We start from the raw sequence: 23313 nt of genomic DNA on the forward strand, positions 1-23313 counted from the left end.
TCTCCGAATCGTTATTGCCTGAACTGTGGGTTGGAGTTTCTCGGCGGTGGGCCAAGACGTTCGAGGTCCTGCAAAATTTCCCCGAGTTCATAGAGCACCATGCCGGCAGCCTCTGACGTTGAAGTGCAATCGAATAAGGCCGAAATTTGCTTGAACCGATCCACGAGGATCCATTGATCGGAAGTGAGCTGCGTGGCGTTCACCCACGGTTTGGCACGTTGGACCTCCGTGTTTCGGTGCTCCACCTGATGGGACAGGTTTTGGAGCTCCGCTGAGGTGCAAGCCGACAAGTCCGCCGTTGCCAGGTTGAGTCTGACAAGGTGGGCAAAATGCCTACCTACCTGGGAAAAATCACCGGTGATGAGGCATTTCTCTGCCTCCATCATGCTTTCCTTGGCCAACGGCCCCCGATACTGAAGCTCGAGCGGCAAGCCTCTGGACGTGGCGACCACGCCGCTGCACTGAAGCCTGCACATTTCAAGCATGTCTTTACCGCTGCGGGCTGCAGCAACTCTCTCGATCAAGAACCCGAACAAATCGCGCTGGGTCGCCGTCAATCGTTCTTTCCCTGTGCCAATGGCGCCCTCCAGGAACTGGCTCAACGACCTCACCACCTGTGCGGGCTGGTTGGCCCTGGGCCATTTGCTGAACTCCTTGTTGTACTCACGGAGTTGCCGTCGAGCCTCAGATGCTTGGGTGGGCGCTTCAGGCAGTGGCGCCAGGTCGGAGGCTGAAAACAAAGACACCTCTCCGCCGGACATGATCCGATCGCGCCGCACGACCTCCGCGCCCAACGGCGATTGGTTCCGCTGGAAGTATCCAAGCAGCGAAGCAAAGGACCCCTGTCCGTCGCATTCGTCATACAACTGGCTGACCGTGGGCGCATCCCTCAGGCCGGTATGCCAGTCATAACGTTCAAGGTGATCGGCAAGCTGGCAGTGCTCGAGCGCGTTCTGGCACGCCGTGTCTGCGCCACTCATATCCCCATTGAAGAACGCCTTTTCGGCGTGGGACAGAAAGCAGTCGGCCAGGCAGGCCTGCTTGTCGACCTTCACCTTCCATGGCCCCGGCTTCATGTGCTCTGCATGCCTATGGGCCTCCTTCACCTCATTGGCTTTCAGGTCGGCAATCTGCCGCGCCATCGCCAGCGTTTGATTGGCCGATCGTCTCCAGTCGTCGAAATCAAATGAAACGCTCGTCGACCGACCTGCGGTCGAAGTGGTCGACTCCAGAATGACCTGCCCCATCTGCACCAGGCCTCGGACCCGCTCACCCTGCGGACAGGATTGAAGCGCCAGCAGATGCTGATGGATCTCCAGGATCCGCCGTTCCCTTGCATCCGCGGCCTCATGCGTCGACGTCGTCTGCAGTGGATGGGCATTCGCCGCCCGTCCAGCTCGGGTCGCTGGAATTTCCGCCTCGGACGTCTCGTCCGGCTCCTGCGAGCCCGTCAGGCATTGCGTGAAGCAGGCGGTGATTCGGTTGGGCACAATCTCTCCTTCGTCGGTCACGGGGCTGCGCAGCGCCCCGGGCAGTGCAGTGCGCACGCGACCTCAGTATGAGAGACCCCTACTTTCGTTCATGGCTGGATGCCCTCATCAGGGAGCCGGGGACGGCGGCAATACCCGCCGACGCCAGCAGGCTGGCCCCAACTGCTTCGCGCGGGGAAAGCTCATCAGCACAACGGCCAGGGCGGCCAGCATGAATGCAGCACTGGCCATGCGTGCCAGCACCTTGGTCTGCGCCTGGATGCGGCGAGCATTCAGCTTGTCGGCCACATCGGCCGGATGCAGCTCCGCAATGGCTTCGGCCACACCGGACATGGCGGACATGACGGGCACATCCCACCCAGGCGATGACCATGATGGTGAGCACGCCCAGCAGATGCTGGAGACCGTTGAGGACGACGCTGCCCTCGGGCACGCCTTGTGTGGCCACCAGCAGGCCAATCAGCGGCAACGCCCACTGCGCCGGCCGGTCGCAGTGGCGCCCCCATCAAGCACTGGCACCATCAAGCACTGGCCCCACAGTTCAATATCCAGCACGCGCAGGCGCGTTTCCCAAGCGGATGAAGTCATGCCGCCCATGCAGGCAAGTCAGTTGCCACCCTGGCTTCAGACGTCGCGGGCCTCGCCGGTCTTGATCCATCGTTGAAAGTAAGCGCTGAGCGCGGGCGGCAGTTCCCGCCTCAACAACAGCAAAGCCATCAGGCTCGCCCGCATGTCGTCCTGCGAAGCGGCCAGGGGGATGGGCAGTTTCCCTTCGGACATATCGCTGACGAGAGCAGCCAGAAAGCCCTCTGGCGAAAGCTGGAGTGCACACTGACGCACGGCCCGGGGATCCCTGGGATCCCAGGACTCCTCTTCGACCGCCGGCTCACTTTCATCGACATATGGGGCCAGGCACTTCGTCATCAACTGCCGGCCCAGTTCGATCCAGAAACGAGGAGGGGCGCCGTTCTTGCCAGCGACGGTGGCGGAAGGAATCTGTAGCTGTCCATCCTGGCTTTGCGTGGCCACCACCAGGGTCCCTGAGGGGGAGTGATAGGCGACCTGCTGGCTCACGTCACCGTTCGCGAACAATCGCTTGGCGCTCTCCGACCCCGCACGGACAACAAGCATTTTTACGTCACCACCACTGAGCACCTCCAGCAGTGCAGGAGGCGCCTTCAGCAGCTGGTCAACAAGGGCGTCCACATCCTGGGTGGTGGCCTCTTGGGCATGGGCGAACATCAAGGACAGATACATGGTCTCTTGCGCCCCCGCCGCCTTCATTCGGTTCCAGATGGACAGCGCATGGGAACCGCCCGTTAGCGTCTCCGACACCGCGAACAGTGGGACCTCATTGCGCAGGGGAGGCTCCTTCCAGCAACTGAAACGCGGCCGCAGGTCCTTCAATGGATGTTGCGCACCCACCAGGGCTTGCGCCAGATCGGCGCTGGACCACTGGTCCACTTGCATGACGCGCGAGAGGAAGTCCGGGTCCAGGTCATCAGGAAGTCGGGTCCGGCGCGCCGCATCCAGACACGCGGCGCGGAATTTCTCGGCCGGCGCGTTCCCTCGGTGATGAAGGACCACGTCGACCCCATCAAGCATCTGGTTCAGTGCCTTCACCCTCCGGACGGCATAGTTGTAGTCTCGCAGGTCGTCGCTCTTGAGTCGGACATCCCAGTGGAGTAGCTCAGACACGACCGCCAGCCGGGATCGAGCCGCCTCGGGGGCCCAGTGGTCGCTCAGGAGCATGGATTCGTACGCCTTGCTGGCCGCTTCGAAACGCTGCTGAACGGCCAACACCATGTGGCGGCGGCGGGAGTGCGCCAGCTCGATAGCGGAATCTCGCGCCGACAGCATCTGCATCGAGGAGCCGGAAGGACCCACCGACCGATCCGAACCTGAAGCGGAACGCCGAGAAGGGGACCCGGGGGGCGTCGTCGAAGCACTCGGTGCCTCTGCCGCATTGGAGGCAGCCCCCTGATTCAGCCTATCTGCTGACCGATCTGCTGAGCTTCCCGCCGAGTGATCCGCCGACTTATCCGCCGACCTATCCGCCGACGGACGCAGGTCATGATCCTCCACCAGCGACGCCATCTCTGGGTCTGCTCGACTCACGGCTCCTGATATGCCTAGATTTACGCCCAGATTTGCGCCCAGATTGAACATAGACGACCCCCGACACCGCTGTTCTGAAGCGATTCATCCTAAGTCTCCAGACCGATCGGCCCTTTGCGATTTCCCCTGCTCAGTTGACAACTCGTGTCGCCTCGACCGCATCCCCTCCCTTCTCCAGGCTACCGAATTGCCGGTCTTGGTCATTCACCCCTACCCAGGACACCTCCATGACCATTCGCTCTATCCCCTCTCCCTCTCAGCCCTCCCCGTCTCAGCCCTCCCCGTCTCAGCCCGCCCCCTCACTGCCCGCCGCCTCTCAGCCCGCCGCCCCCCCGAAGACGTCGAAAGATCCGGGCCAGATGCTCGGCAAGCCTCCGGTCGCACCCGGCGCCGACGACGCCAGGGGACAGGAAGCCCAGGCGGCCCATGAGGCCCATGAGGCCCATGAGGCCCATGAGGCCCAAGCGGCTCAGAGCGATCTGCAACTGCCGCATGAACGCGATCAATCCACGGGAGCGGATGCCACGGGCGGTATGGGGACGGGTGCAGCCGGTGAGCAGCAACGTGAGGTGCTGCACCAGGCGCATCAGGACCTCCAGCAAGGCCAGGTCGACACCGATCTGCGTGCGACGCCCGGGCTCGATGCAGCGCGGCGCCAGGATCTGGTGGAGGACCCCAAGGGGGCGCCGGCTCCCCGTGGCTCGGTGGCCGAACATGGCCGGCAAGGTCGATCCTGAGCAGATGCGGAACGGACAACGGCCCGCCTGCCCGCCAGGCCAGCAGGCGGGCCGTTGGCGAGCCTCAGCTGTGCTGGCGCCGACGATCCACCGCCTCGATGCGCAGCATCTGGCGGTATTTGGTCACCGTGCGACGCGCCACCACCAGCCCCTGGCGAGCCAGCTGCCGGGTGATTTCAGCGTCCGACAGCGGGGTTTCGGGCTTTTCGGCCTCGATGATGTCCTTGATCAGCCCGCGGATGGCGGTCCCGGAGCAGGCGCTGCCATTGCTGCTGACGATCGCCCGTGAGAAGAAATACTTCAACTCATAAACGCCAGTGGGCGTGGCCAGGTACTTGTTGTTGGTCACCCGCGAGACGGTCGACTCGTGGATGCCAACCTCGTCGGCAATTTCTTTCAAGCCCAGCGGCTTCATCGCCATGGCACCGAATTCCAGGAAGTGGCGCTGGCGGCGCACGATGGCATTGGCCACATCCAGGATGGTGGAGAACCGCTGCTCGATGTTGCGCATGGTCCAGCGCGCCTCTTGCAAATGGTTGGCCAGTTCCGAATGGCCCTGGTTGCGGTGCCGCTGGAACAGCTCCGCATACACCTGATTCATGCGGACCTTGGGAATCACCGCCGGGTTGAGCTGAACCCGCCACTGGCCCCGCACCTTGGTCGTGAGCACGTCCGGCACGATGTAGGGGGCCTGGGTGGTTTCATAACGCCAGCCGGGACGCGGGTCGAAGCGGCGCAACTTCAGGCAGACCGCCTCGGCTTCGGCCACGGTGATGTCCAGCAACTGCGCCAAGGACGGCACATCACGCGAGGCCAGCAGGTTCAGATGCTGCGTGATGATGCGCTCGGCCAGCGCGCGGCTGCGATTGCATTCAATCTTGGGCAGTTGCAGCAGCAGGCATTCCGCCACGCTGCGGGCGCCCACGCCCAGTGGATCCAGCGCCTGCACGCGCTTGAGTGCAATCTGCATCTCACCCGGCTCCGGCACCGGGTTCAGCTGTGACACCGCCGCCAGTTCCTCCAGTGAGCTGCGCAGGTAACCGTCGTCATCCACCGATTCGGCCACGATCGAGGCCAGCAGCAGGTCACGGCTGGACAGGCGCAGCACGTTCAACTGGCTACGCAGATGCTCCCGCAGGCAGGTCTGTGCGGCGGTCATCTCCAGGGCGCTCATTTCGCCGTCATCGGCGCGACGCATCGAGCTGCCGCTGTCAGCACGCCAGATCTCGCGATCGTCCGGCATCGATTCCGGCGAGTCCGACATGGAGGGCGTCGCCGCCGGCATGTCGGCGTCCGAAGCGCCGCCCTCTTCCGCACCTTCCGTCACTTCCAGGAAGGGATTGCGTCCCAGCATGTCAGTGACCATCGTCGAAAAGTCCAGCGAGGACATCTGCAGCAACCGGACGGCATGTTGCAGACGAGGGGACAGTGTCTGAGACTGCCGATGCTCATGCCGTAGTTCCAAGGCTCCCACTGTGACTACTCCTGTGAGGTGTTGAATGCACCCCTCAACGCAAGACCCATGCCGCCTTGTTCGAAACGACCGAACCTCCGCTGCTCCGGGCCGTCCATCGAACGGTCTGCATCCCCAGAACCCGGCCGACAGCGGGCCCGAATGCCCCGCAAACACCGGCAACGTCGCGTTTGTTCGCTCAGGCACGCGGGCTGCCGGGAATGTTTCAGAGTGTCGCGTCGAGGCGATCCTCAGTCCGTCGCCCCCGCTTCCCCACGGGATTGCCACTTGCGAATCGCGCGGGAAACGGCATCCTTTGCAGCAGCTTTTACCGGCCAGCCCTCGGCCTCCGGCCCGGGGGGGGCTGTCAAGTCGCCTCCCGGCCACAGTGTGGAAGGACGTTCCCCCTCCACGACCGCACGTCTGCCCCTGATGCAGGGGGCCTGAGCGACCACGCAGGGCTGCAAACCGCCCATCCGATCACGCTTTCCTCAGCCTTCAGGACGCACAGGCCGTGCATTGGCGCGCCCCTTGCTTTGAAGGGCCCCGAGGCGGCGTTTCGGCGGTCCTCATGGCCTCTTCTTCTGACCTTCTGACCTTCTGACCTTCTGACCTTCTGACCTTCTGACTGACTGTCTGCCTGCCTGGAGCCCCCCCCTTGCGTGCCTTATTGCTGCCCCGGCCCACGACGATACGCCGCTGGGCGTCCCGCGGCCTGTTGCTGATTGCCCTGCTGTTCCTGTTGCGGGAAGCCAGCAGCATCGTGCTGCCGGTGCTGGTCGCGCTGATCCTCACCTTCGTGATGGCGCCGGCCGTCCGGACGATGCGGCACCACGGCATTCCGGAAGGCATCAGCGCGGCCATGCTCGTCACCACGCTGATGGGCTGCACGGTGCTGGCCCTGGCCCTGCTGGCCGAACCGGCCACGCAATGGTGGCAGCGGGCACCGCAGGCGGTGTCGCAGGCGCTCAATCGGGTGGACCGCTGGCGGGCCAGCATTCCGGGTTTTGGCCCCCAGTCCGAACGCCGGGCCGGCACACGCACCACAGCGCCGCCCGCTCCCGACCCTCTGCGCGAGCGGCTGACCAGCGAGAGCGTTGCCCTCACGGCGACCGTGGTGGGCCAGGGCCTGCGATTGGTGGTGTCGGCGGCCGCCACCACGGTGCTGCTCTATTTCCTGCTCGCTTCCGAGCATTGGGTCCTGTCCCGATGCATTGAGCTTCTGCCCGCCCGTCCCCGGTTGAGAGCCCTGGTGCTCGGCGGCCTGCGATCCGCACAGCGGGACATCTCGCGTTATGTCGTCTCGGTGGCCCTGATCAACACTGGGGTGGGCATTGTGGTGTCGCTCGTGATGTGGATGCTGGAACTGCCCAATCCGGGGCTCTGGGGCGCCCTGGCGACAGTGATGAACTTCATCCCCTACCTGGGGCCGTTGATCATGTCCGGGTTGATTCTGGGGGCGTCGCTGGTGTCCTCGCTGGGCGACGGCAGCGTGCTGAGCCTGGCGGCCCCGGTGCTGGCCTATCTCGCCATCCATGCGGTGGAGGCCAATGCAGTGACGCCGCTGGTGGTGGGCCGGCAACTGTCGATGAACCCGCTGTCGGTGCTGCTGTCCGTGATGTTCTGGGGCTGGTTGTGGGGCATGGCCGGCGCCGTGCTGGCGGTGCCGCTGCTGATCTGCCTGAAAGCCATCAGCAGGCGCCACCCGCTGATGCGCCCGGTGTCGGTCTATCTGCAAGGCAGCGACCGCCCCTGCCCCAGCCTGGCCTCGCTGCTGCGTCCACCGGCGGCGATCGTCACCAGCGTCGACACCACCGTCGACACCACGGTCCATACCGAGATCCACACTCAGTTGCCGCCCGAGATGCAGACCGAGATGCAGACCGATCTCCAGCCGCCACGGTCTGCCCCTTAGACTGCCAACCGCTTCTGCCCGAATTGAACAGCATTCTTCCCCATCTGCCCACCAGGTCCGACCACGGCGCCTGGCCACGCTGGCGCGTACGGAGCGCCTCCCAGCCCATGCCCCTGTCCATCAGAACCCGACTGCTGCTGCTTGTCCTCTCCGTCATGGTCCCCAGCATGCTGGCCGCCCTCTGGGTGAGCTGGCAGACCTGGCAGGACGAGCAGGAAGCCCTGGTGCGGCACCTGCGCGACAACACACGAGCCTTGTCGATGGTGGTGGACAAGGAGTTGTCCCAGCGCGCCGGCATCGCCCGGGTGCTGTCACTGTCACGGACCTTGGACAGCGCGCCGGTCCTGGCGCCGGACGATGTGGCCACGCTGGCGCTGCAATCCCGCCGTGCCATGCAGGGTCTGGGGGGATGGGTGGAACTCTCGACGCCGGACCAGACGCTGTTCAGTACCCGTCCCGCCGTCGTGGCCGGTGCCCCGAGCTCATCGGCCGCACCGGGCGCTGGCCTCATGCCGTCCCCGGGGGGGGCCCTCCATCCGCCTGCGGGAGCGGCGCCAGCGCCCGCCCGGCAATCCCCCCTTCCCCTTCCCCTCCCATCTCCCACTCCCGGCGCCTCCGCACCCGAACTGCCCGTAGCCCCTGCGGGGGCCGCCGGTGGCACCCGGGCCGGCAACCTCGACCCCGGCAGCCGCGCGCTGGTGGACAAACCGGTCATTGGTGGCCTGGAACCCGATACGGTCACGGGGCAGCTGCGTGCCGCCATCGTGCAGCCGGTGGAACGCAATGGGCGTGTGCTGATGAACCTGTCGGTCACTTTGCTGCCCCAGGAACTGCAGGCCATCATCGACGCGCAGAAGATGCCGGACGACTGGACGGCCACCATCATGGACGCCAACGGCACGGTCGTTGCCCGCCATCCGGGCGGCACCACCTATGCCGGACGGCGATCCACCGCCGACCTGCAGCAGCGCATGGCCGAACATCAGGAATCGGTGTTTGAGTCCACCTCCCTGGACGGACGCGAGGTGATCGGTTTCTTCAGCACGTCGCCGCAGGGCTGGACCTTCCTCACGGCCGTACCCCGCCACACGCTGCTGGGCGGGCGGGCGCGGGCCCTGCGGCCGATCGTGTTCGGCTCACTGGTCCTGATCCTGGCCGGCTTCGGCGGCGCACTCTGGATCAGCCGTCGCATCTCACGCCCCATCCACCAGTTGACCGACATTGCCAACAAGCTGCGGGCCGGTGAGCCGGTGCAAGCCGGTGCCACCGGCATGGCGGAATGTGATGAGGTGGCCCTGGCGCTGGAAGATGCCAGCGCCGCCATCCGTCAGGGCCGCAGTGAACTGGAGCGGCGCGTCAACGAGGCCATCGAACGCACCCGCGAAGCCGAACAGCGCAGCTCCCGCACCCAGCGGACCGCCGCCCTGGGCCGACTGACGGGAGGGGTGGCGCATGACTTCAACAACCTGCTGGGCGTGATCAGCAACAGCGCACATCTGATCCAGCGCAGCCCGCATGCGGAATCCATGGCCATGCCGGTGGGGGCCATCATGCGGTCGGTGGAAGTGGGCAGCCGTCTGACGCAGCACCTGCTGCGGGTGTCCGGCCGCCAGCCGGTGCGCCCGCAGGTGCTGGACATGGGCACCGCCCTGGGTGAAATGAAGGAATTGCTGGCCACGGTGCTGGGCAAGCGCATGCAGCTGCAATTGCTGGTGGCGCCGGACACCCGGACGGTGCAGGTGGATGCGGCCGAACTGGAGCTGGCGATGATCAACATCGCGCTCAATGCGCGTGATGCCACCAACGGCATGGGCGAGATCCTGCTGGAGGCGCGCAATGCAGAACCGTATGAACGCCAGGATGTGGGGCCCGGTGAGTATGTCGCCATCAGCTTCACCGACAAGGGCGCCGGCATCCCCGAGGACGTGCAGGCCCGCGTCTTCGAACCCTTCTTCACCACCAAGGAGGTTGGCAAAGGCACCGGCCTCGGTTTGAGCCAGGTGCTGGGCTTCTGCGTGCAGGCCGGGGGCACGGCACGCATCGCCAGCCAGCCGGGGTATGGCACCACCGTGACCCTCTTGCTGCCGGCCAGTGGTTCCACCCCTTCCGTGCGTCCAGAGCTGGTGACCGCCCCCGGCGCCCTGGCCGGTGCCAGTGTGCTGCTGGTGGAAGACAACGAGGAACTGAACCGGGTGACCGCCAGCCTGCTGCGCAGCCTGTCCTGCCAGGTCACCACGGCCGCCAATGCGGACGAGGCCCTGAAGCAGTTCGGCAGTGGCGCGGCATTCGATGTGGTGCTGTCGGATGTGGTGATGCCCGGCGGCATGGATGGCCAGGCGCTGGCGCGTGAACTGCGTCGCCGGCGGCCCGGCTTGCCAGTGGTGCTCATCAGCGGATTCAGTGCCGCGTTGACGGCAGAGTCCTCCTTCCCGGTGCTGCGCAAACCGGCCTCGCCGGCTCAGTTGCTCGACGCCTTGGCCCGTGCCATGGGAAAGACCAGCACCTCGCCGACCTGAGCGACCTGTCCATGCGGGAGCGCACCTTGCTGGAGGGGAGGACTCTCAACCTCCCCCAGAAAGGGCAGTCCATGGACAACAAGGATGTGATCGACGATCTCAACACCCTCATCGAAACCAGCAAGGATGGTGAATACGGCTTCCTCAACTGCGCCGAGCATGTGCGCAGTGCCAGCCTGCGGGACGTCTTTGCCAAGCGCGCCGCGGATTGCCGCGAGGCCAGCGCAGAGTTGCAGCAAATGGTGCGTCAGCAAGGCGGAAAGCCGGAAGATGACGGCAGCACCAGTGGTGCGATGCATCGGGGCTGGGTGGCGGTGAAGGGCACACTGACCGGCTACAGCGACCTGGCCATGCTGGAGGAATGCGAGCGCGGTGAAGATGCTGCGCTGGCCCGCTACCGCAAGGTGGCTCAGAAGGCCCTGCCAGCGGGCGTGATGGAAGTGGTGCAGCGGCAGATGACCGGTGTGCTGCGAAATCACGACCAGATCCGTCTGCTGCGTGACCAGGCGCGTAATGCGGCGGACAAGGGCTGATCGACAGACACTGCACGCCTGAACCCAGCAACACCTGCGGGCCCGAGGGCCCGCTTTTTGTTGTGCTGCGCTCAGGGATGGCGCGGTGGAGCAGCTGTGGGGGCAGCGCTCGGTTCCGCCGCAGCCTGACGTGGCTTTTGCTTGTGCTGCAGGCCGTGCATCAGCCCGGCCACCAGGCCCAGCACCAGTTGCGTGGTGTCGGGCCCGAGACTGCCGCGAATACGGGCCGGCATGAACCCCCAGGCCATGGTCAGCATCTGCAGCAGGGCCAGCTCGGGTTGGGCCTTGGCATCCACGCTCCCCGGTGCGCCCTGCCCTTGCGCACCCGCTGGCCCGCTGGCGGGCGGGCCGTGCGCGTCCGCAGCCTTGCCGCCCAGCAGGGCTCCCAGCCATCCAGTCAGCAGCCCGGCCCCCAGGCCGGGCCTGGCGCTTCCGTCGTGCCCCGCCTCTGCACGGCGATGCGGACGACGCCGCACCAGCCGCCAGAACAGCCAGCCGGACCCCACCCCGAGCAGGGGGCGCACCCAATGGCCGGGCGCCAGCACCGCATGTCCCCTCGCCTTCAGCGATTGGGCGTGATGACGGAATTGCATGTCACGCCGCACCACCCGCAGTTCGATCAGATCGATGCGGGCGTTCAGCTCGTCCAGCGTCTCAGGCATTGGGGGCTGTGGTGCGGCCATCGGTCGACGGGTCCTCTTGGTCTCGGGGATCATTAAACAGCCAGTGGAACTGACGGCGGGAGGCCGGCAGGGACATCATCGGTGCCAGGGCCTTCATCGCTGCGGCCACCCACAGCAGCAGCAGCAGATTGATCACCAGGACGCCGGCACAGGCCCAAGGCAGCGCCAGGCCCATGTGGACCGCCAGGGCAATCAGGCCGGCCCACAAGGCCCACCAGGCCGTGGCGCCCGCAATGGCAGCCACCACCAGCAGCACCATCAGGCTCACAAACCCGTGGCGGGCACGCTGCAGTTCCAGCATCAGCAGCAGCGCGCGGCTTTGAACCATGCCGCGTGCGGCCTGGGCCAGTCCGTGCAGGTCGCCCATCCAGCCGCTATCCGGTGGCGGCGGGACGGGACTCTCGCGCTGCGCGTGAGGGCCCGGCTGGGCAACGGTGGAGGAATCGGTCGGGGACTCCGCGCGGGATGCGCTGGAGGAGCCGGTGAATGGAGGAATGTCGGCAGCGGTCGCCGAAGCTGGCGGCGCATGCCGGCCCGCCGCCGTCCCCGGGGGGACGGTCGGCGGCAGCCCGTCGGGCGATGGCTCAGGTCCGTGGTCGCGACGGGGATCGCTCATGGGCTGGCCGATCTCAGCGGGCCAGACGCGCGATCAGCAGGCCCAGCGCAAAGGCGGTCCCCACGGCCACCAGCGGATGCTCACGCACGCCGGTACGGGCGCTTTGGCACCATTCATTGCTGGTACTGCGCAGCTGGTCGGCACGCTGGTGGAGCATTTCCCCGGTGCCCTCCAGGCTTTTCTGCAAATGCTGCACCGCCGGCGTTGCCTGGTTGGCCAGCTTGTCGATTGCAGCATGGGCGCTCTGGGCGACACGATTGACCAGCTCCACCCCGGGGGTGTTGCTGCCAAGGGCTGCGGTGCCATTGCTGCCCGGCAGGCCCGCCTTGGCGGCGTCATCAGAAGTGGTGAAGGGCACGGTCTTGTCGCTCTTCTCGTTGTTCGGCGTGGTGCTCATGATCGTTTCCTTTCCTTGCGATATCGCAGTGTCGATGGAGGGGTTTTGGCAAGCGGCATGCCGGGTGGCGTGATTCAACGCGTTGGGAGTGGCGGCTTGGGGTCGGCATCCAATCCCCGATCTGGCGATTCCGCCACCTGGGGACGTCCATGTGCCGGTTCGATCATTTCTTCAATGATGAAATGTCCGTAGTACTGAGCGCGCTCGGCCGCGTGTGGTCGCACCGCCTGGGCGATCTGCCGCGCCTGCTCGTCGTCCTTGGCTTTCACCACGAGAAAGTGATAACCACGCTCCGCCAGTTCTCCATGGGAGCGAAGCAGATTGATTTCCTGACCGATCGCTGCCAGCGGGCTCGCGTTCTTGAGGTCTTCAGCGACTTGCGTCACCATCTCGGTATCGGAGTAGGTGTGAATGTCAGACGCCTCGATGGCCAAGCTGCTCAGTGCTTCAGGTGCTTCAGGTGCTTCAGGTGCCTCCAGTGCCTCCAGCGCGGCCTGCGCATCCTGTGCCGTTGGAAAACTGATCACCAGATGCCCCACCGGCTTATAGACACCAAAGCTGGTGGGGCGATTGGAAGATGACTGCGCGGCGTCATCATCCGTGCTTGTTGCCGTCGGATTTGCCATGGAATTGCCTTCCGGTGCGAACGAGCCACTGGCTCGGGACTTCCCGGTCGGCAAGGGCAATGCCTGAGAGCCCGTCAGAAAGCGCCCCAGCGAGGCGCGCCCATTCAGGACGTTGAGGAATCGATGCGCGAACCGTGGGCACGGCTTTTGCCGTTGTCCCCAGATTCACTGACCCCCATCTTTCGCAAGGGAAGGAGCGAACCGATGAACGACGGTCTTACCTCGGTGCTGTACGTGGAGGACAGCCCGCTCAATGTCATCGTCATGGAAGCGATGTTCGAGCAACGCCGGGATCTGCGCCTGCATGTGGCCGAGGCCGGCATGCCCGCGTGGCGCATGAGCGCACGCCTGCAGCCGTCGCTCCTGCTGGTGGATTTGAATCTGCCGGATTGCCACGGCTCCGAACTGTTGAAACTGCTGCGCATGCGGCACGGCTGGTCCCGTGTCCCCGCCATTGCGGTCACCGCCGATTCCGACTTTGACGCCATGGGCGCCGGCTTCCAGGACATGTGGGCCAAGCCACTCGATGTGCGGCGCACGCTGGCACGCCTGGCCGAGCTGCTGCCGCCGCCCAAGGGCCACCACGCGGGCGCAGGCGGTTGGGATGGCGGCGCCAGGGATGACCCGGCAGGCGCAGGGCGCGCCAGTGGCAGCAGCTTGGCCTCCCAGGGCCGCCTGGCAGCCCCGGTGTCACCGCTGTCGCCGCACCGCCCTGCCCGGTCGCAGATCCGGCCGGAGGCGCGATGACCGTGGAGGCCCGGCGCGCCAGCCCTTCCCACCCGGCGTCCGCCGGCGAAGGCGCCCGATTCCTGACACCGTCCCTGGCTCAGCAGGCCGCCCGTGCGGTGCAACCGGCCATCGAGGCGCAGTTGCTCAGGCCGGAGGTGAGTGGTTTGGGGGTGCTGCATCTGGTGGTGCTTGATTCCGCACCCACGGTCCTCGACGGCCCCACTGAACCGCGCTCGCTCTATGAGCACTCCATCGGAGACCGTGCCCGTTGGGATGTGGACTATGCCGACTACGCGCGGCGCAAAGCCCGCCTCTCCTGGCGCCACGGCATGGACAGCCGTCGTCTGCAATTGTTGCAACCGCATCGCCTGCGGAGCGACGACAGCCTGCTGTGGGGCGGCGTGAACCTGGACGGCATCGTTGTTGCCGCCAGCGGCGCGTTTCCCATCTGGGACGAGTGTTTTTCAATGCTGCTGGCCGTGCAATTGCGCGCCCTGGCGTGGGCAGCAGCAGACCAGGCACGCTGAAACCGCACGGGCACGAGCACGGATACCCGTACTCGACGGCGAACCTCGGCGCCGAAGCTGCCTGCAGGCGCCGGTGTTGTCCTGGTTTCAGGCGGCGTCGTTCGGGTTTGTCGCGTGCGGTCATCGGCACGCCACCTGCCATCTCCAGGCTGACGCAGCCGGTTCGCCAGACCCCGTGGGCGGGACGGTGCGACGCCCCCATTGCCTTGACACCAGGATGTCCTCACCATGATTGATTCCCCCTCTCAGACTGCATCCGCGACGCTTGCCTCGCCGATCGCCGCCAATGACACGGCGGCCCAGCCGTCGGACCTGGCCTCGCTGCACGGCCAGGTCGCCCTGATCACCGGCGGCGGCCGCGGGTTGGGAGCCGCCATCGCCCAGGTGCTGGGAGAAAGCGGCATGCGCGTGGTGCTGGCCGACATCGACCTGCAACGCGCCCAGGACCGCGCGGCCCTGCTGGGCGAACGCGACATCCAGGCCTTGCCGCTGGCGCTGGACGTGTCCGATCCCCGCCAGTGCGCCGATGCCGTGGCTGCGGTGGTGCAGCGCCTGGGCCGTCTGGATGCCCTGATCAACAACGCCGCCATCGATGTGACCGCACCGCTATCGGACCTCAGCATCGAGGACTGGCAACGGGTGCTCAACACCAACCTCTCCGGCCCGATGATGATGGCCAAATACGCCAGCGCCCAGATGTTCAAGCAGGGCGGCGGCCACATCGTCAACATCGCCTCCACCGCCTCCAAGCGCGCCTGGCCCAATGCCAGCGCCTACCACGCCACCAAGTGGGGCCTGCTGGGCCTGTCCCATGCGCTGCATGCCGAACTGCGCGACAAGCATGTGCGCGTCAGCGCCATCGTTGCAGGCGGCATGAAAACCCCCTTCCTCCTGGACCGTTTCCCAGGCATTGATGAGTCCCGCCTGCAGGACCCCATCCACGTGGCTCGTGCGGTCCGCTACGTGCTTCAACAGCCCGAGGGCACCGTCATTCCCGAACTGACGGTTCTGCCCACCCTTGAAAGTTCCTGGCCTTGACCCCCTTTCTTCCCACCGACACCTTCACCGGTTCACCGGCCCGACCTCTGCGCCCCTGCCTGTTCATCGACAAGGACGGGACGTTGATCGAGAACGTGCCTTACAACGTGGATCCGGCCCAGTTGCGCTTCATGCCCGGCGCGGGGGAGGCGCTGGCCCGCTTGCGCGAGGCAGGGCTGGCGCTGGTGATCGTCACCAACCAGGCCGGCATTGCCAAGGGCCTGTTCACCCGCGCCCAGTTCGCCCGGCTGCAGGAGGTGCTGCTGCGCCGGCTGAAGGAGGAGTTCGGCGTGGTGATCGAGGATGTGGCCGTGTGCCCCCACAAGCCGGACGCCCGCGGCCGGCCCGCCTGTTTGTGCCGCAAGCCCGCGCCCGGCATGCTGATCCGCGCGGCGCGCGCGCATCACCTGGACCTGGCACGGTCCTGGATGGTGGGGGACATCCTGGACGATGTGGAAGCTGGCCATCGGGCCGGGGCCCGCGGCCTGCTGCTGGACAGCGGCGGAGAAACGGAATGGCGCCGGTCCCCGTTGCGGGAACCGGCCGGTGTCTTCAAGTCGTGGCAGGCACTGGCTGAGCATGTGCTCGCCGAGATGCAGGCGGGCGTTGAGCGGCCGGTGCCGCAGGCGATGACGATGCCCGCCGAGGCGATGATGCGGGGCGCCGCAGCGACTGCCTGAGCGGGGTCTGCAACGGCGCCGTGTCTCTGCCCTGCTGGCGGGATTACGCGCACCGCAGGCCCAGCAGACGCCGGTATGCCCTCCTCTGCATGGAAGCCATGGATGGCCGCTTCACGGCAGATGGCAGGCTCAAAAAGAACGCGGGGCCCTTGTGGGGCCCCGGTCCTTTGTCGCCTCGGTGGGTCTTCAGAGAGCGGCCGAGGAGTTCTCGGCAGCTGCCGCATCTTCGGCGGCGTATTCCTTCAGGCGGTTGTAGAGCGTCTTGAGACTGATGCCCAGCACCGCCGCCGTCTGTTCCTTGTGATGCTTGTAATGTTGCAGCGTGGCCAGAATGAAGGCCTTCTCCACCTGGGCCATGGAACTGCCCAGCGGCATCACCACGGACGGGCCGGAGGTTTCGGCCGCAGCCGGCGCCGGTGCGCTGATGGCAGGGGCCAGGCTCTGCCCGGTCCAGCCGGGCGAGACCGCAGCAAAGGTGCCGGAGGTCGCGGCCAATGTGGAGACCACCTCATGGGCCGGGTCCGGACGCGGCAGCCATTGCTCATCAATGACCTCCGCAGCGGCCATCACATAGGCGCGCTGCACCGCATTGCGCAGCTCCCGCACGTTGCCGGGCCAGTGATAGGTCTGCAGCTGCTGCAGCGCGCGCGGCGTGAAGCGCTTGTTCTTGCCTTCCTTGGCGGCAATGGCCTTGAGGAAATGGTCCGCCAGCAGGGGAACGTCGTCGAGACGCTCACGCAGCGGCGGCATTTCGATCGGGAAGACATTCAGGCGGTAGAGCAAGTCCTCACGCAGCTTGCCGGCCTGCACCGCCTGCAGCAGCGGACGGTTGGACGCGGCAATGACCCGCACATCCGCATCGATGGTGGTGGTGGAACCCACTCGCATGAAGCGGCCGGTCTCCAGCACGCGCAGCAGCTTGACCTGAAGCTCCAGCGGCATCTCCGTGAGCTCGTCGAGGAACAGCGTGCCGCCACTGGCGCGCTCGAAGAAGCCTTCGTGCTGCTTGTCAGCGCCGGTGAAGGCTCCCTTCTCGTGACCGAAGATTTCGCTTTCGATCAGGTTGGGCGAGATGGCCCCGCAGTTCACCGCCAGGAAGGGCTTCTTGCGGCGGCGGCTGAGGTCATGCACCGTCTGGGCCACCAGCTCCTTGCCGGTCCCGCTCTCACCGTTGATGAACACCGACACGCTGGTGCCCGCCACCCGGGAGATCTGCTCATAGATACGCTGCATGGCGGGCGTCCGGCCCCACAGCAATCCGAAGTGGCCGCTATTGGCCAGGTTGGCATTCAAATCCGCCACTTCGGCCTGCAACGCGGCCGGCTTCATGACGCGCGACAGCACGCCCTGCAGTTGCTTGATGTTGATCGGCTTGACGATGTAGTCCGCCGCGCCCAGCCGCAAGGCCTGGATGGACGTATCCAGGCTGGCATGGCCGGTGATCAGCACCACTTCGGAATTGGCCACCAGTTGAGGGTCGGAGAACAGCTCCATCCCGTTGCCGTCCGGCAGTTGAAGGTCCAACAGCACCACATCGGGCTGCTGCAGCGCAATGTGCCGACGGGCATCGCGCAGGGTGTGGGCCACCGAGACGGTGAATTTCTCGCTCGCAATCAGTTCTTGCAAGGTGGCGACGGAGTCGATGTCGTCGTCCACGATCAAGGCATGGGTCACCGGTACGTCCTTAGGTGTTGAGGCCTGCTGCACCAGCGGGCAGACCTGAGTGCTCGGCAGCCCGTGGAGAGCGGAGCCGCCGTAAAGATTGAATCAAGGTGTGAGACCGCAGGGACGACAGTCTCCATCAAATTCAGTTGAAGACCACGGCTTATTCTTGCAGCAACTGCGGGCTTGGCCCACCCCCTCTTGCGATGTGTTGAAAAAATTTCAGAGGCATCTGTTCGTTGGACGAGCCGTACGGATCACGCCTGTCGCTGCGATCCGGGACGGGCCCTGGATATGCGCGAGACTGCATCGAACCGGTCAGGGGACCGATCAAGTGTGGCGACGCCGACCCTGAAACCAGCCGACCAAAGCGAGGCCGCCGACCAGGGCGGCCAAGGCCTTGATGTCGCGAGGGGCATTGGGCTCCTCACGTGTCGGCGCGATGGGCTGCGGGATGACTTTTCCGCCCCCGGGCTGCGCCACCGGCGGCGATGCACCAGCCACTGCGAACATCGCTGCAGGAATCAGGTCACCACGTTGACCGGATGCGGACGGTGAGCCGCCCACCCGGTAGGCGACGGTCACCGGTCCGCTCACGCTCCCGCCCACGCTCCCGCTCGACGCCGGACTCGAAGGTGCCGTGAAGGGCTCCGCCTTCCCTGGTGCATGGGCCGGCGACGCTGACGACGCTGCTGACGCTGCCGACGCAGCCAGCAGCAACGGTCCTGCCCAGGCCAGCTTGCGCAGCCACATGTTGATCTCTCCCATGTCACGAATCCGGTTCAGAAGCCGCGCCGGTGGCGCGTTCCCCGAGGGGTCATCACGGGGGACAGCAAGGGCAAATGGCGTGCCTGCAAAAACGTTCCGTGACCATTTCCCACCAACTTTTTGGCATATTTTCGGGGTTCGAACCCGATGAGATGCTTCAATCGACAGAGCCCGGCTGGCCGTTTGTTCCGGGCCTGAAAGTGTTGAATGAAGGTGAAGTCCATGCTGCTCAGCGACACGAGCCGGCAATTTCTTCTGCGACTGGCCTTTGTGGTTGGCCTGGCCCTGTTGGCCATGGTGCTGCAATGGCTGGCGCAACCCCTGATTGGCAAGGGAGAGCCCTTCCTGTTTTTCCTGCCTGCGGTGGCGCTGGCAGCGGTGTGGTTCGGCCCGGTCCCGGGGGCGGTGGTGCTGCTGGCCGGCCTGGCCAGCGCAGGCATGGATGAAGTGTCCTTCGAAGCGTTCTGGCACCAGTCCAATGATGGACGGGTCACGATTGCCGCCTATTTGATTTATGGGGTGCTGCTGCTGGCGCTCGGAGAACGCCTGCGCCAGGGGGGCCTGCGCACCGCCCAGGCGCAGGCGCGGCTGCGGCTGCTGGCCGAAGAAACCGATGTCGGCCTCTTTGAATTCGACAAGGTGGCCGGCACGCTGTACGTGAGCCCGCCGCTGGCACGGCTGTGCGGGGTCACAGCCCCGGACCGGGCCGTTCCGGCCCTGGCCCTGCTGGCCAAGTTCCCGCCGCAGCTGGTGGCCCAGGCGCGTCTGGCGCAGGAGCATCTGCTGCATCGCCAGGGTGACCGCTTCGAACATGAACTGGCCTGGCCCTCGCCCGACGGTATGAAATGGCTGCTGCTACGGGTGCGTTTGATCCGCGACGATGCGCAGGTGACCCATGTGCGGGGCGCGGTGGTGGACATCACCGAACGCAAGCGCATGGAGAACCAGCTGCAGGACACCCAGGAGAAGCTCAGCGTGCGGGTGAATGACCTGCACCGCCTGCAGGAACTGAGCACGCGCCTGCTGGAACCCCGGCCGCTGGTGCAGCAATTCCAGCTGGTGCTGGAAGTGGTGGTGGGGCTGCACCATGCAGAGCACGGCATCCTGGCCTTTGTGGATGATGAACAGGGGCAGCTGAAGATCAAGGCGTCGGTCGGCCATGATGAACAGACGGTGGACCAACTGCAGCGCCTGATGGATGCCGGCGGCGGCAGCTGTGGCCTGGCCCGGCAGCAGCGTCAGCGGGTGGTGGTGAATGATTTCCTGACCGACCCACGCTGCCAGGACCTTCGGGCACTGGCGGCCTCCCTGGGCCTTGCCGCCGCGCACAGCACCCCGCTGATCAGCGAAAGCGGTGAGCTGCTGGGCATGATCAGCGTGCAGTTCCCGACGCCCCGCGACATCACCCTGCGCGAAACCGATCTCACCGATCTGTGCGCCCGCAAGATCCTCGTGCATGCGGAGCGGGCGCGCGCCCGCGCGGACCTGCAGGCCGCCGACCGCCGCAAAGACGAGTTCCTGGCCACGCTGGCCCATGAGCTTCGTAATCCGCTGGCACCGATCCGGCAGGCCGCCCTGCTCTCCAGCGCGCCGCAGGCCTCCGAAGCGCAGAAGCGCTGGAGCCATGGCGTCATCGAGCGGCAAGTGCAGCACATGGCCCTGCTGCTGGACGATCTGCTGGACATCTCCCGCATCACACGCGGCGCCCTGAGCCTGCGGCTGGAGGAGGTGGAACTCAACGCCATCATCGAATCCGCCGTGGAGACGGCCCGCCCCACCATCGAAGGGCGGCAGCACCAGCTGCAAGTCGAATTGCCGCCTCAGGCCCTGCGTTTTGAAGGCGACGCCTTGCGGCTGGCCCAGGTGGTGGCGAATCTGCTCACCAATGCCGCCAAATACACCGAGCCGGGCGGCCGCCTGATCCTCCGTGCCGGCGTGCAGGCAGGCGAGGTTTTCATCGAAGTCTGCGACAACGGCATCGGCATCCCGCGCGAATCGCTGGGCGAAGTGTTCAACATGTTCACCCAGTTGCGCCGCGCGGGTGGCCGGCTCAATGAGGGCCTGGGCATTGGCCTGGCCCTGACCCGCGGCCTGGTGGAACTGCATGGGGGCCGTATCAGCGCTCACAGCGATGGGGCGGGCTGTGGCAGCCGTTTCGAGGTGCGCCTGCCCCTGCGCCATGCGGTGCCCACCACGCCGGCCATCAGCCGGGCGGGCGCTTACCGCGGGGGCCCCCTGACCATCCTCGTGGCCGACGACAACCGCGATGCGGCCGAAAGCCTGGGCCAGTTGCTGGGACTGCACGGCCACCAGGTGGTCCTGGCTTTTGATGGGCTGGAGGCGCTGAACGCTGTTGAGCATCAGTCCCCCGACGCCTGCCTGCTGGACATCGGCATGCCGCAGCTGGACGGCAACGAAGTCGCCCGCCGCCTGCGCGCCCGCAGCGACATCCACCAGCCGGTGCTGGTGGCCATCACCGGCTGGGGCCAGGCCTCGGACCGGGAAGAAGCGATGGCATCGGGTTTTGACCACCACCTCACAAAGCCGGTGGACCCTGAGAAACTGCTGCAACTCCTGGCGCGGCACCACCGGCCACCCGAGGCTCGCGCCGCCTGACCCCCTTATTTGCAGATCTCTCCAGGCATGCGGTGTGCTGAATGCAAGGCCACAGCATCCGGGAGACGTACGTGCTCGACAAGTGGGACAGTTCACTCAAATGCCTGCCGCCGGAGCGACTGCTGGAGATGGCGCCGCGCCTGGCCCGGCCGCTGGTCTTCACCAATGGGGTGTTTGACCTCCTCCACGTCGGTCATATCAGCTATTTGGAAGCGGCCAGCGCACATGGAAGCTGCCTGGTCGTGGCGCTCAACAGTGACCACTCGGCCGGCCGGCTGGGCAAGGCCGGCGATCGCCCCCTGCATGCGCTGAATGACCGCGCGCGGGTGGTGGCGGCGCTGGGCTGCGTGTCCTGGGTCACCTGGTTCGATGAAGACACCCCTGCGGCCTTGCTGGCGGCGCTGCGGCCGGAGGTCTATGTGAAGGGCGGGGACTACAGCCTGGACACCCTGCCCGAGGCGCCTCTGGTGCAAAGCTGGGGCGGCCGCGTGGCCATTGCGCCTTACCTGAGCGGCCATTCCACCACCGGGCTGATGCAGCAACTGGGGCATCTGCCGCCATGAGCGCTTCCTTCGACAGCCCCTTGGGCGTGGGTGCTCCACCGCGCCCGGAACGCCGCGCCGCCCCAGGCGCTGGCAAGCCCCCGTCGGTGCTGATCGCCGGGGACTGCATGCTGGATGTTTATCTGGAAGGTGCGGTGGACCGGATTTCACCCGAGGCGCCCGTCCCGGTGCTGCATCTGAAGAAGCAGTCGCAACGGGCTGGCGGTGCGGCCAATGTGGCGTTGAATCTCTCCGCCCTGGACTGCCCCTGCACGCTCACCGGCTTGATCGGTGACGACAGCGCCGGACATTGCCTCACCGGTCTGCTGGACCGTCCCGGCATCCACCAGCAGCTCGTGCGCAGCCCCGACCTGAGCACCACCCAGAAAATCCGGCTGGTGAGCCAGCGGCAGCAACTGCTGCGCATGGATGTGGAAGAGCCGCCGCCGGAGCCCTGCATTCAGTCCTTGAATGCACTGGCCCGCGATCTGGCGCACCGTCACCGCTGGGTGCTGGTGTCGGACTATGGCAAGGGTGCATTGAGGGACGTGCGCGATCTGATCGACGCCTGCCGCCATCAGCCCTGCCGCGTCCTGGTGGACCCGAAGCGCAAAAATCTGGAGGCCTACACCGGCGCCTGGCTGCTCAAGCCCAATCTCCAGGAGATGCGCGCCGCCGTGGGCGACTGGAACGATGAGAAAGATCTCTGTGAGCGGCTCGCCCGCCTGCAGCGCTCCCTGGAGATCGACCACATCCTGCTCACACGTGGTGAGGCCGGCATGACGCTGTTTTCACGCGAGGGGCTCTGCCTGCATGTGCCCACCGAGGCCCGTGAGGTCTACGACGTGAGCGGCGCTGGCGACACGGTGCTGGCCGCGCTCACCTGTTTTCTGGCGCGAGGGGACCCCCTGGAAGACGCGGTCCGCGCGGCCAACCGGGCGGCGGGCCTGGTGGTCGGCAAGTTCGGTACCGCTTCGGTCACATTGGAAGAAATGGGGATGGCCGCATGAGCTTGATCGCCCGCAAGCCCGATGATCTTCACCTCCGGCCGGTGGCCGATGGACGGCCCTGGCCCGCGTCGGCGCCGCAGCCGCTCTTCGAGGACGCGCTGCGTCAGCACCGCCTGCTGTTCCAGCAACTGGACCAGCTGCGTCCGGAGATCGAGCGTGCCGCCATGCTGATCGCTGACACCCTGCGTGTCGGCCGCAAGATCATGCTGATGGGCAATGGCGGCTCGGCGGCGGACTGCCAGCATCTGGCGGCCGAGTTCACCGGCCGGTTCCAGCAGGAGCGGCGCCCGCTGGCCGCACTGGCGCTGACCACCGACAGCTCCGCCCTCACCTGCATCGGCAATGATTACGGCTTTGAGCATGTGTTTGACCGCCAGTTGGCCGGCCTGGCCCAGCCCGGGGATTGCGCCATCGGCATTTCCACCTCCGGCCAGTCACCCAATGTGCTGCGCGCGCTGGAACGGGCCCGCACGCTGGGCCTGAGCACGGTGGGGCTGAGCGGCCGCGATGGCGGCGCCATGCTGGAGCTGTGCGACGTGTGTGTGGTGGTCCCTCACCTCGACACCGCCCGCATTCAGGAGGCGCATATCTTCATTGGGCATTGTTGGTGCGGCCTGGTGGAACAGTCGCTGGATCAACTCCCCTGACCCTGCGTGA

The 23313-nt window shown here is 66.1% G+C and carries 22 protein-coding genes; 12 read left to right on the forward strand and 10 right to left on the reverse strand.

The window, feature by feature from the left end:
• Positions 1 to 11: 11 nt before the first annotated feature.
• The 3 genes from OU995_RS21735 to OU995_RS21745 form a co-directional block, all read right to left on the reverse strand.
• A complete protein-coding gene (locus OU995_RS21735) occupies positions 12 to 1547 on the reverse strand; it encodes a hypothetical protein (RefSeq protein ID WP_267832215.1) in 1536 nt (511 codons plus the stop codon).
• A 51-nt stretch (positions 1548 to 1598) separates the two neighbouring features.
• Positions 1599 to 1832 (reverse strand): hypothetical protein, encoded by a 234-nt coding sequence (locus tag OU995_RS21740; protein WP_267832216.1) that lies wholly within the window; start codon positions 1830 to 1832, stop codon positions 1599 to 1601.
• Between the two features lie 282 nt (positions 1833 to 2114).
• Complete coding sequence (locus OU995_RS21745; protein ID WP_267832217.1) at positions 2115 to 3587, reverse strand: hypothetical protein; 1473 nt, start codon at positions 3585 to 3587, stop codon at positions 2115 to 2117.
• A gap of 248 nt (positions 3588 to 3835) precedes the next feature.
• Between OU995_RS21745 and OU995_RS21750 the strand changes: the two genes are divergently transcribed.
• The gene (locus OU995_RS21750) at positions 3836 to 4345 is read left to right on the forward strand and encodes a hypothetical protein (protein WP_267832219.1); all 510 of its coding nucleotides are present in this window, start codon (positions 3836 to 3838) and stop codon (positions 4343 to 4345) included.
• A gap of 64 nt (positions 4346 to 4409) precedes the next feature.
• On the opposite strand, the gene rpoN is transcribed toward OU995_RS21750, so the two are convergent.
• Positions 4410 to 5819, reverse strand: coding sequence for an RNA polymerase factor sigma-54 (rpoN, locus tag OU995_RS21755; protein WP_267832220.1), 1410 nt, complete (start codon positions 5817 to 5819; stop codon positions 4410 to 4412).
• Between the two features lie 637 nt (positions 5820 to 6456).
• Between rpoN and OU995_RS21760 the strand changes: the two genes are divergently transcribed.
• From OU995_RS21760 to OU995_RS21770, 3 genes are all read left to right on the forward strand, one after another.
• Positions 6457 to 7713, forward strand: coding sequence for an AI-2E family transporter (locus OU995_RS21760; protein ID WP_267832221.1), 1257 nt, complete (start codon positions 6457 to 6459; stop codon positions 7711 to 7713).
• A 107-nt stretch (positions 7714 to 7820) separates the two neighbouring features.
• Complete coding sequence (locus OU995_RS21765) at positions 7821 to 10229, forward strand: ATP-binding protein (RefSeq protein ID WP_267832222.1); 2409 nt, start codon at positions 7821 to 7823, stop codon at positions 10227 to 10229.
• Between the two features lie 71 nt (positions 10230 to 10300).
• A complete protein-coding gene (locus tag OU995_RS21770; protein ID WP_267832223.1) occupies positions 10301 to 10762 on the forward strand; it encodes a PA2169 family four-helix-bundle protein in 462 nt (153 codons plus the stop codon).
• 71 nt (positions 10763 to 10833) lie between these two features.
• Here the strand turns inward: OU995_RS21770 and OU995_RS21775 are convergent, their stop codons facing one another.
• The 4 genes from OU995_RS21775 to OU995_RS21790 form a co-directional block, all read right to left on the reverse strand.
• Positions 10834 to 11424 (reverse strand): hypothetical protein, encoded by a 591-nt coding sequence (locus OU995_RS21775; protein WP_267832224.1) that lies wholly within the window; start codon positions 11422 to 11424, stop codon positions 10834 to 10836.
• A complete protein-coding gene (locus OU995_RS21780) occupies positions 11417 to 12061 on the reverse strand; it encodes a hypothetical protein (RefSeq protein ID WP_267832225.1) in 645 nt (214 codons plus the stop codon). Before OU995_RS21780 ends, OU995_RS21775 begins: the two co-directional genes overlap by 8 nt.
• Before the next feature lie 13 nt (positions 12062 to 12074).
• Entirely contained in the window at positions 12075 to 12458 is a 384-nt protein-coding gene (locus tag OU995_RS21785) for a DUF883 family protein (protein WP_267832226.1), read from the reverse strand.
• Between the two features lie 74 nt (positions 12459 to 12532).
• Positions 12533 to 13144 (reverse strand): hypothetical protein, encoded by a 612-nt coding sequence (locus tag OU995_RS21790; protein ID WP_267832227.1) that lies wholly within the window; start codon positions 13142 to 13144, stop codon positions 12533 to 12535.
• Between the two features lie 144 nt (positions 13145 to 13288).
• Here OU995_RS21790 and OU995_RS21795 point away from each other — a divergent pair, with 144 nt between their 5' ends.
• The 4 genes from OU995_RS21795 to OU995_RS21810 all read left to right on the forward strand — a co-directional run bounded on the left by OU995_RS21795 (position 13289) and on the right by OU995_RS21810 (position 16058).
• A complete protein-coding gene (locus tag OU995_RS21795) occupies positions 13289 to 13831 on the forward strand; it encodes a response regulator (protein WP_267832228.1) in 543 nt (180 codons plus the stop codon).
• Complete coding sequence (locus tag OU995_RS21800) at positions 13828 to 14340, forward strand: hypothetical protein (protein WP_267832229.1); 513 nt, start codon at positions 13828 to 13830, stop codon at positions 14338 to 14340. Before OU995_RS21795 ends, OU995_RS21800 begins: the two co-directional genes overlap by 4 nt.
• A gap of 228 nt (positions 14341 to 14568) precedes the next feature.
• Positions 14569 to 15378 carry an SDR family oxidoreductase gene (locus tag OU995_RS21805; RefSeq protein ID WP_267832230.1) on the forward strand — a complete coding sequence of 270 codons (810 nt, stop codon included), beginning with the start codon at positions 14569 to 14571 and terminating at the stop codon, positions 15376 to 15378.
• Complete coding sequence (locus OU995_RS21810) at positions 15375 to 16058, forward strand: D-glycero-alpha-D-manno-heptose-1,7-bisphosphate 7-phosphatase (RefSeq protein ID WP_267832231.1); 684 nt, start codon at positions 15375 to 15377, stop codon at positions 16056 to 16058. Before OU995_RS21805 ends, OU995_RS21810 begins: the two co-directional genes overlap by 4 nt.
• A gap of 186 nt (positions 16059 to 16244) precedes the next feature.
• Here the strand turns inward: OU995_RS21810 and OU995_RS21815 are convergent, their stop codons facing one another.
• Positions 16245 to 17732 (reverse strand): sigma-54-dependent transcriptional regulator, encoded by a 1488-nt coding sequence (locus OU995_RS21815; RefSeq protein WP_267832232.1) that lies wholly within the window; start codon positions 17730 to 17732, stop codon positions 16245 to 16247.
• A 318-nt stretch (positions 17733 to 18050) separates the two neighbouring features.
• The gene (locus OU995_RS21820; protein ID WP_267832233.1) at positions 18051 to 18488 is read right to left on the reverse strand and encodes a hypothetical protein; all 438 of its coding nucleotides are present in this window, start codon (positions 18486 to 18488) and stop codon (positions 18051 to 18053) included.
• 207 nt (positions 18489 to 18695) lie between these two features.
• Between OU995_RS21820 and OU995_RS21825 the strand changes: the two genes are divergently transcribed.
• From OU995_RS21825 to OU995_RS21840, 4 genes are read left to right on the forward strand one after another with little or no spacing between them, the layout of a single operon-like run.
• Positions 18696 to 21104: an ATP-binding protein gene (locus tag OU995_RS21825; protein ID WP_267832234.1), complete on the forward strand. Its 2409-nt coding sequence runs from the start codon at positions 18696 to 18698 to the stop codon at positions 21102 to 21104.
• 41 nt (positions 21105 to 21145) lie between these two features.
• Positions 21146 to 21667: an adenylyltransferase/cytidyltransferase family protein gene (locus tag OU995_RS21830; RefSeq protein WP_267832235.1), complete on the forward strand. Its 522-nt coding sequence runs from the start codon at positions 21146 to 21148 to the stop codon at positions 21665 to 21667.
• On the forward strand, positions 21664 to 22656 hold the full coding sequence (gene rfaE1 / locus OU995_RS21835; protein WP_267832236.1) for a D-glycero-beta-D-manno-heptose-7-phosphate kinase: 993 nt from the start codon (positions 21664 to 21666) through the stop codon (positions 22654 to 22656). The genes OU995_RS21830 and rfaE1 overlap by 4 nt, the downstream gene beginning before the upstream one ends.
• The gene (locus tag OU995_RS21840) at positions 22653 to 23303 is read left to right on the forward strand and encodes a D-sedoheptulose-7-phosphate isomerase (protein ID WP_267832237.1); all 651 of its coding nucleotides are present in this window, start codon (positions 22653 to 22655) and stop codon (positions 23301 to 23303) included. Before rfaE1 ends, OU995_RS21840 begins: the two co-directional genes overlap by 4 nt.
• Positions 23304 to 23313 lie beyond the last annotated feature (10 nt).

It is taken from the genome of Roseateles sp. SL47, from assembly GCF_026625885.1.
Taxonomy (GTDB): Bacteria; Pseudomonadota; Gammaproteobacteria; order Burkholderiales; family Burkholderiaceae_C; genus Roseateles.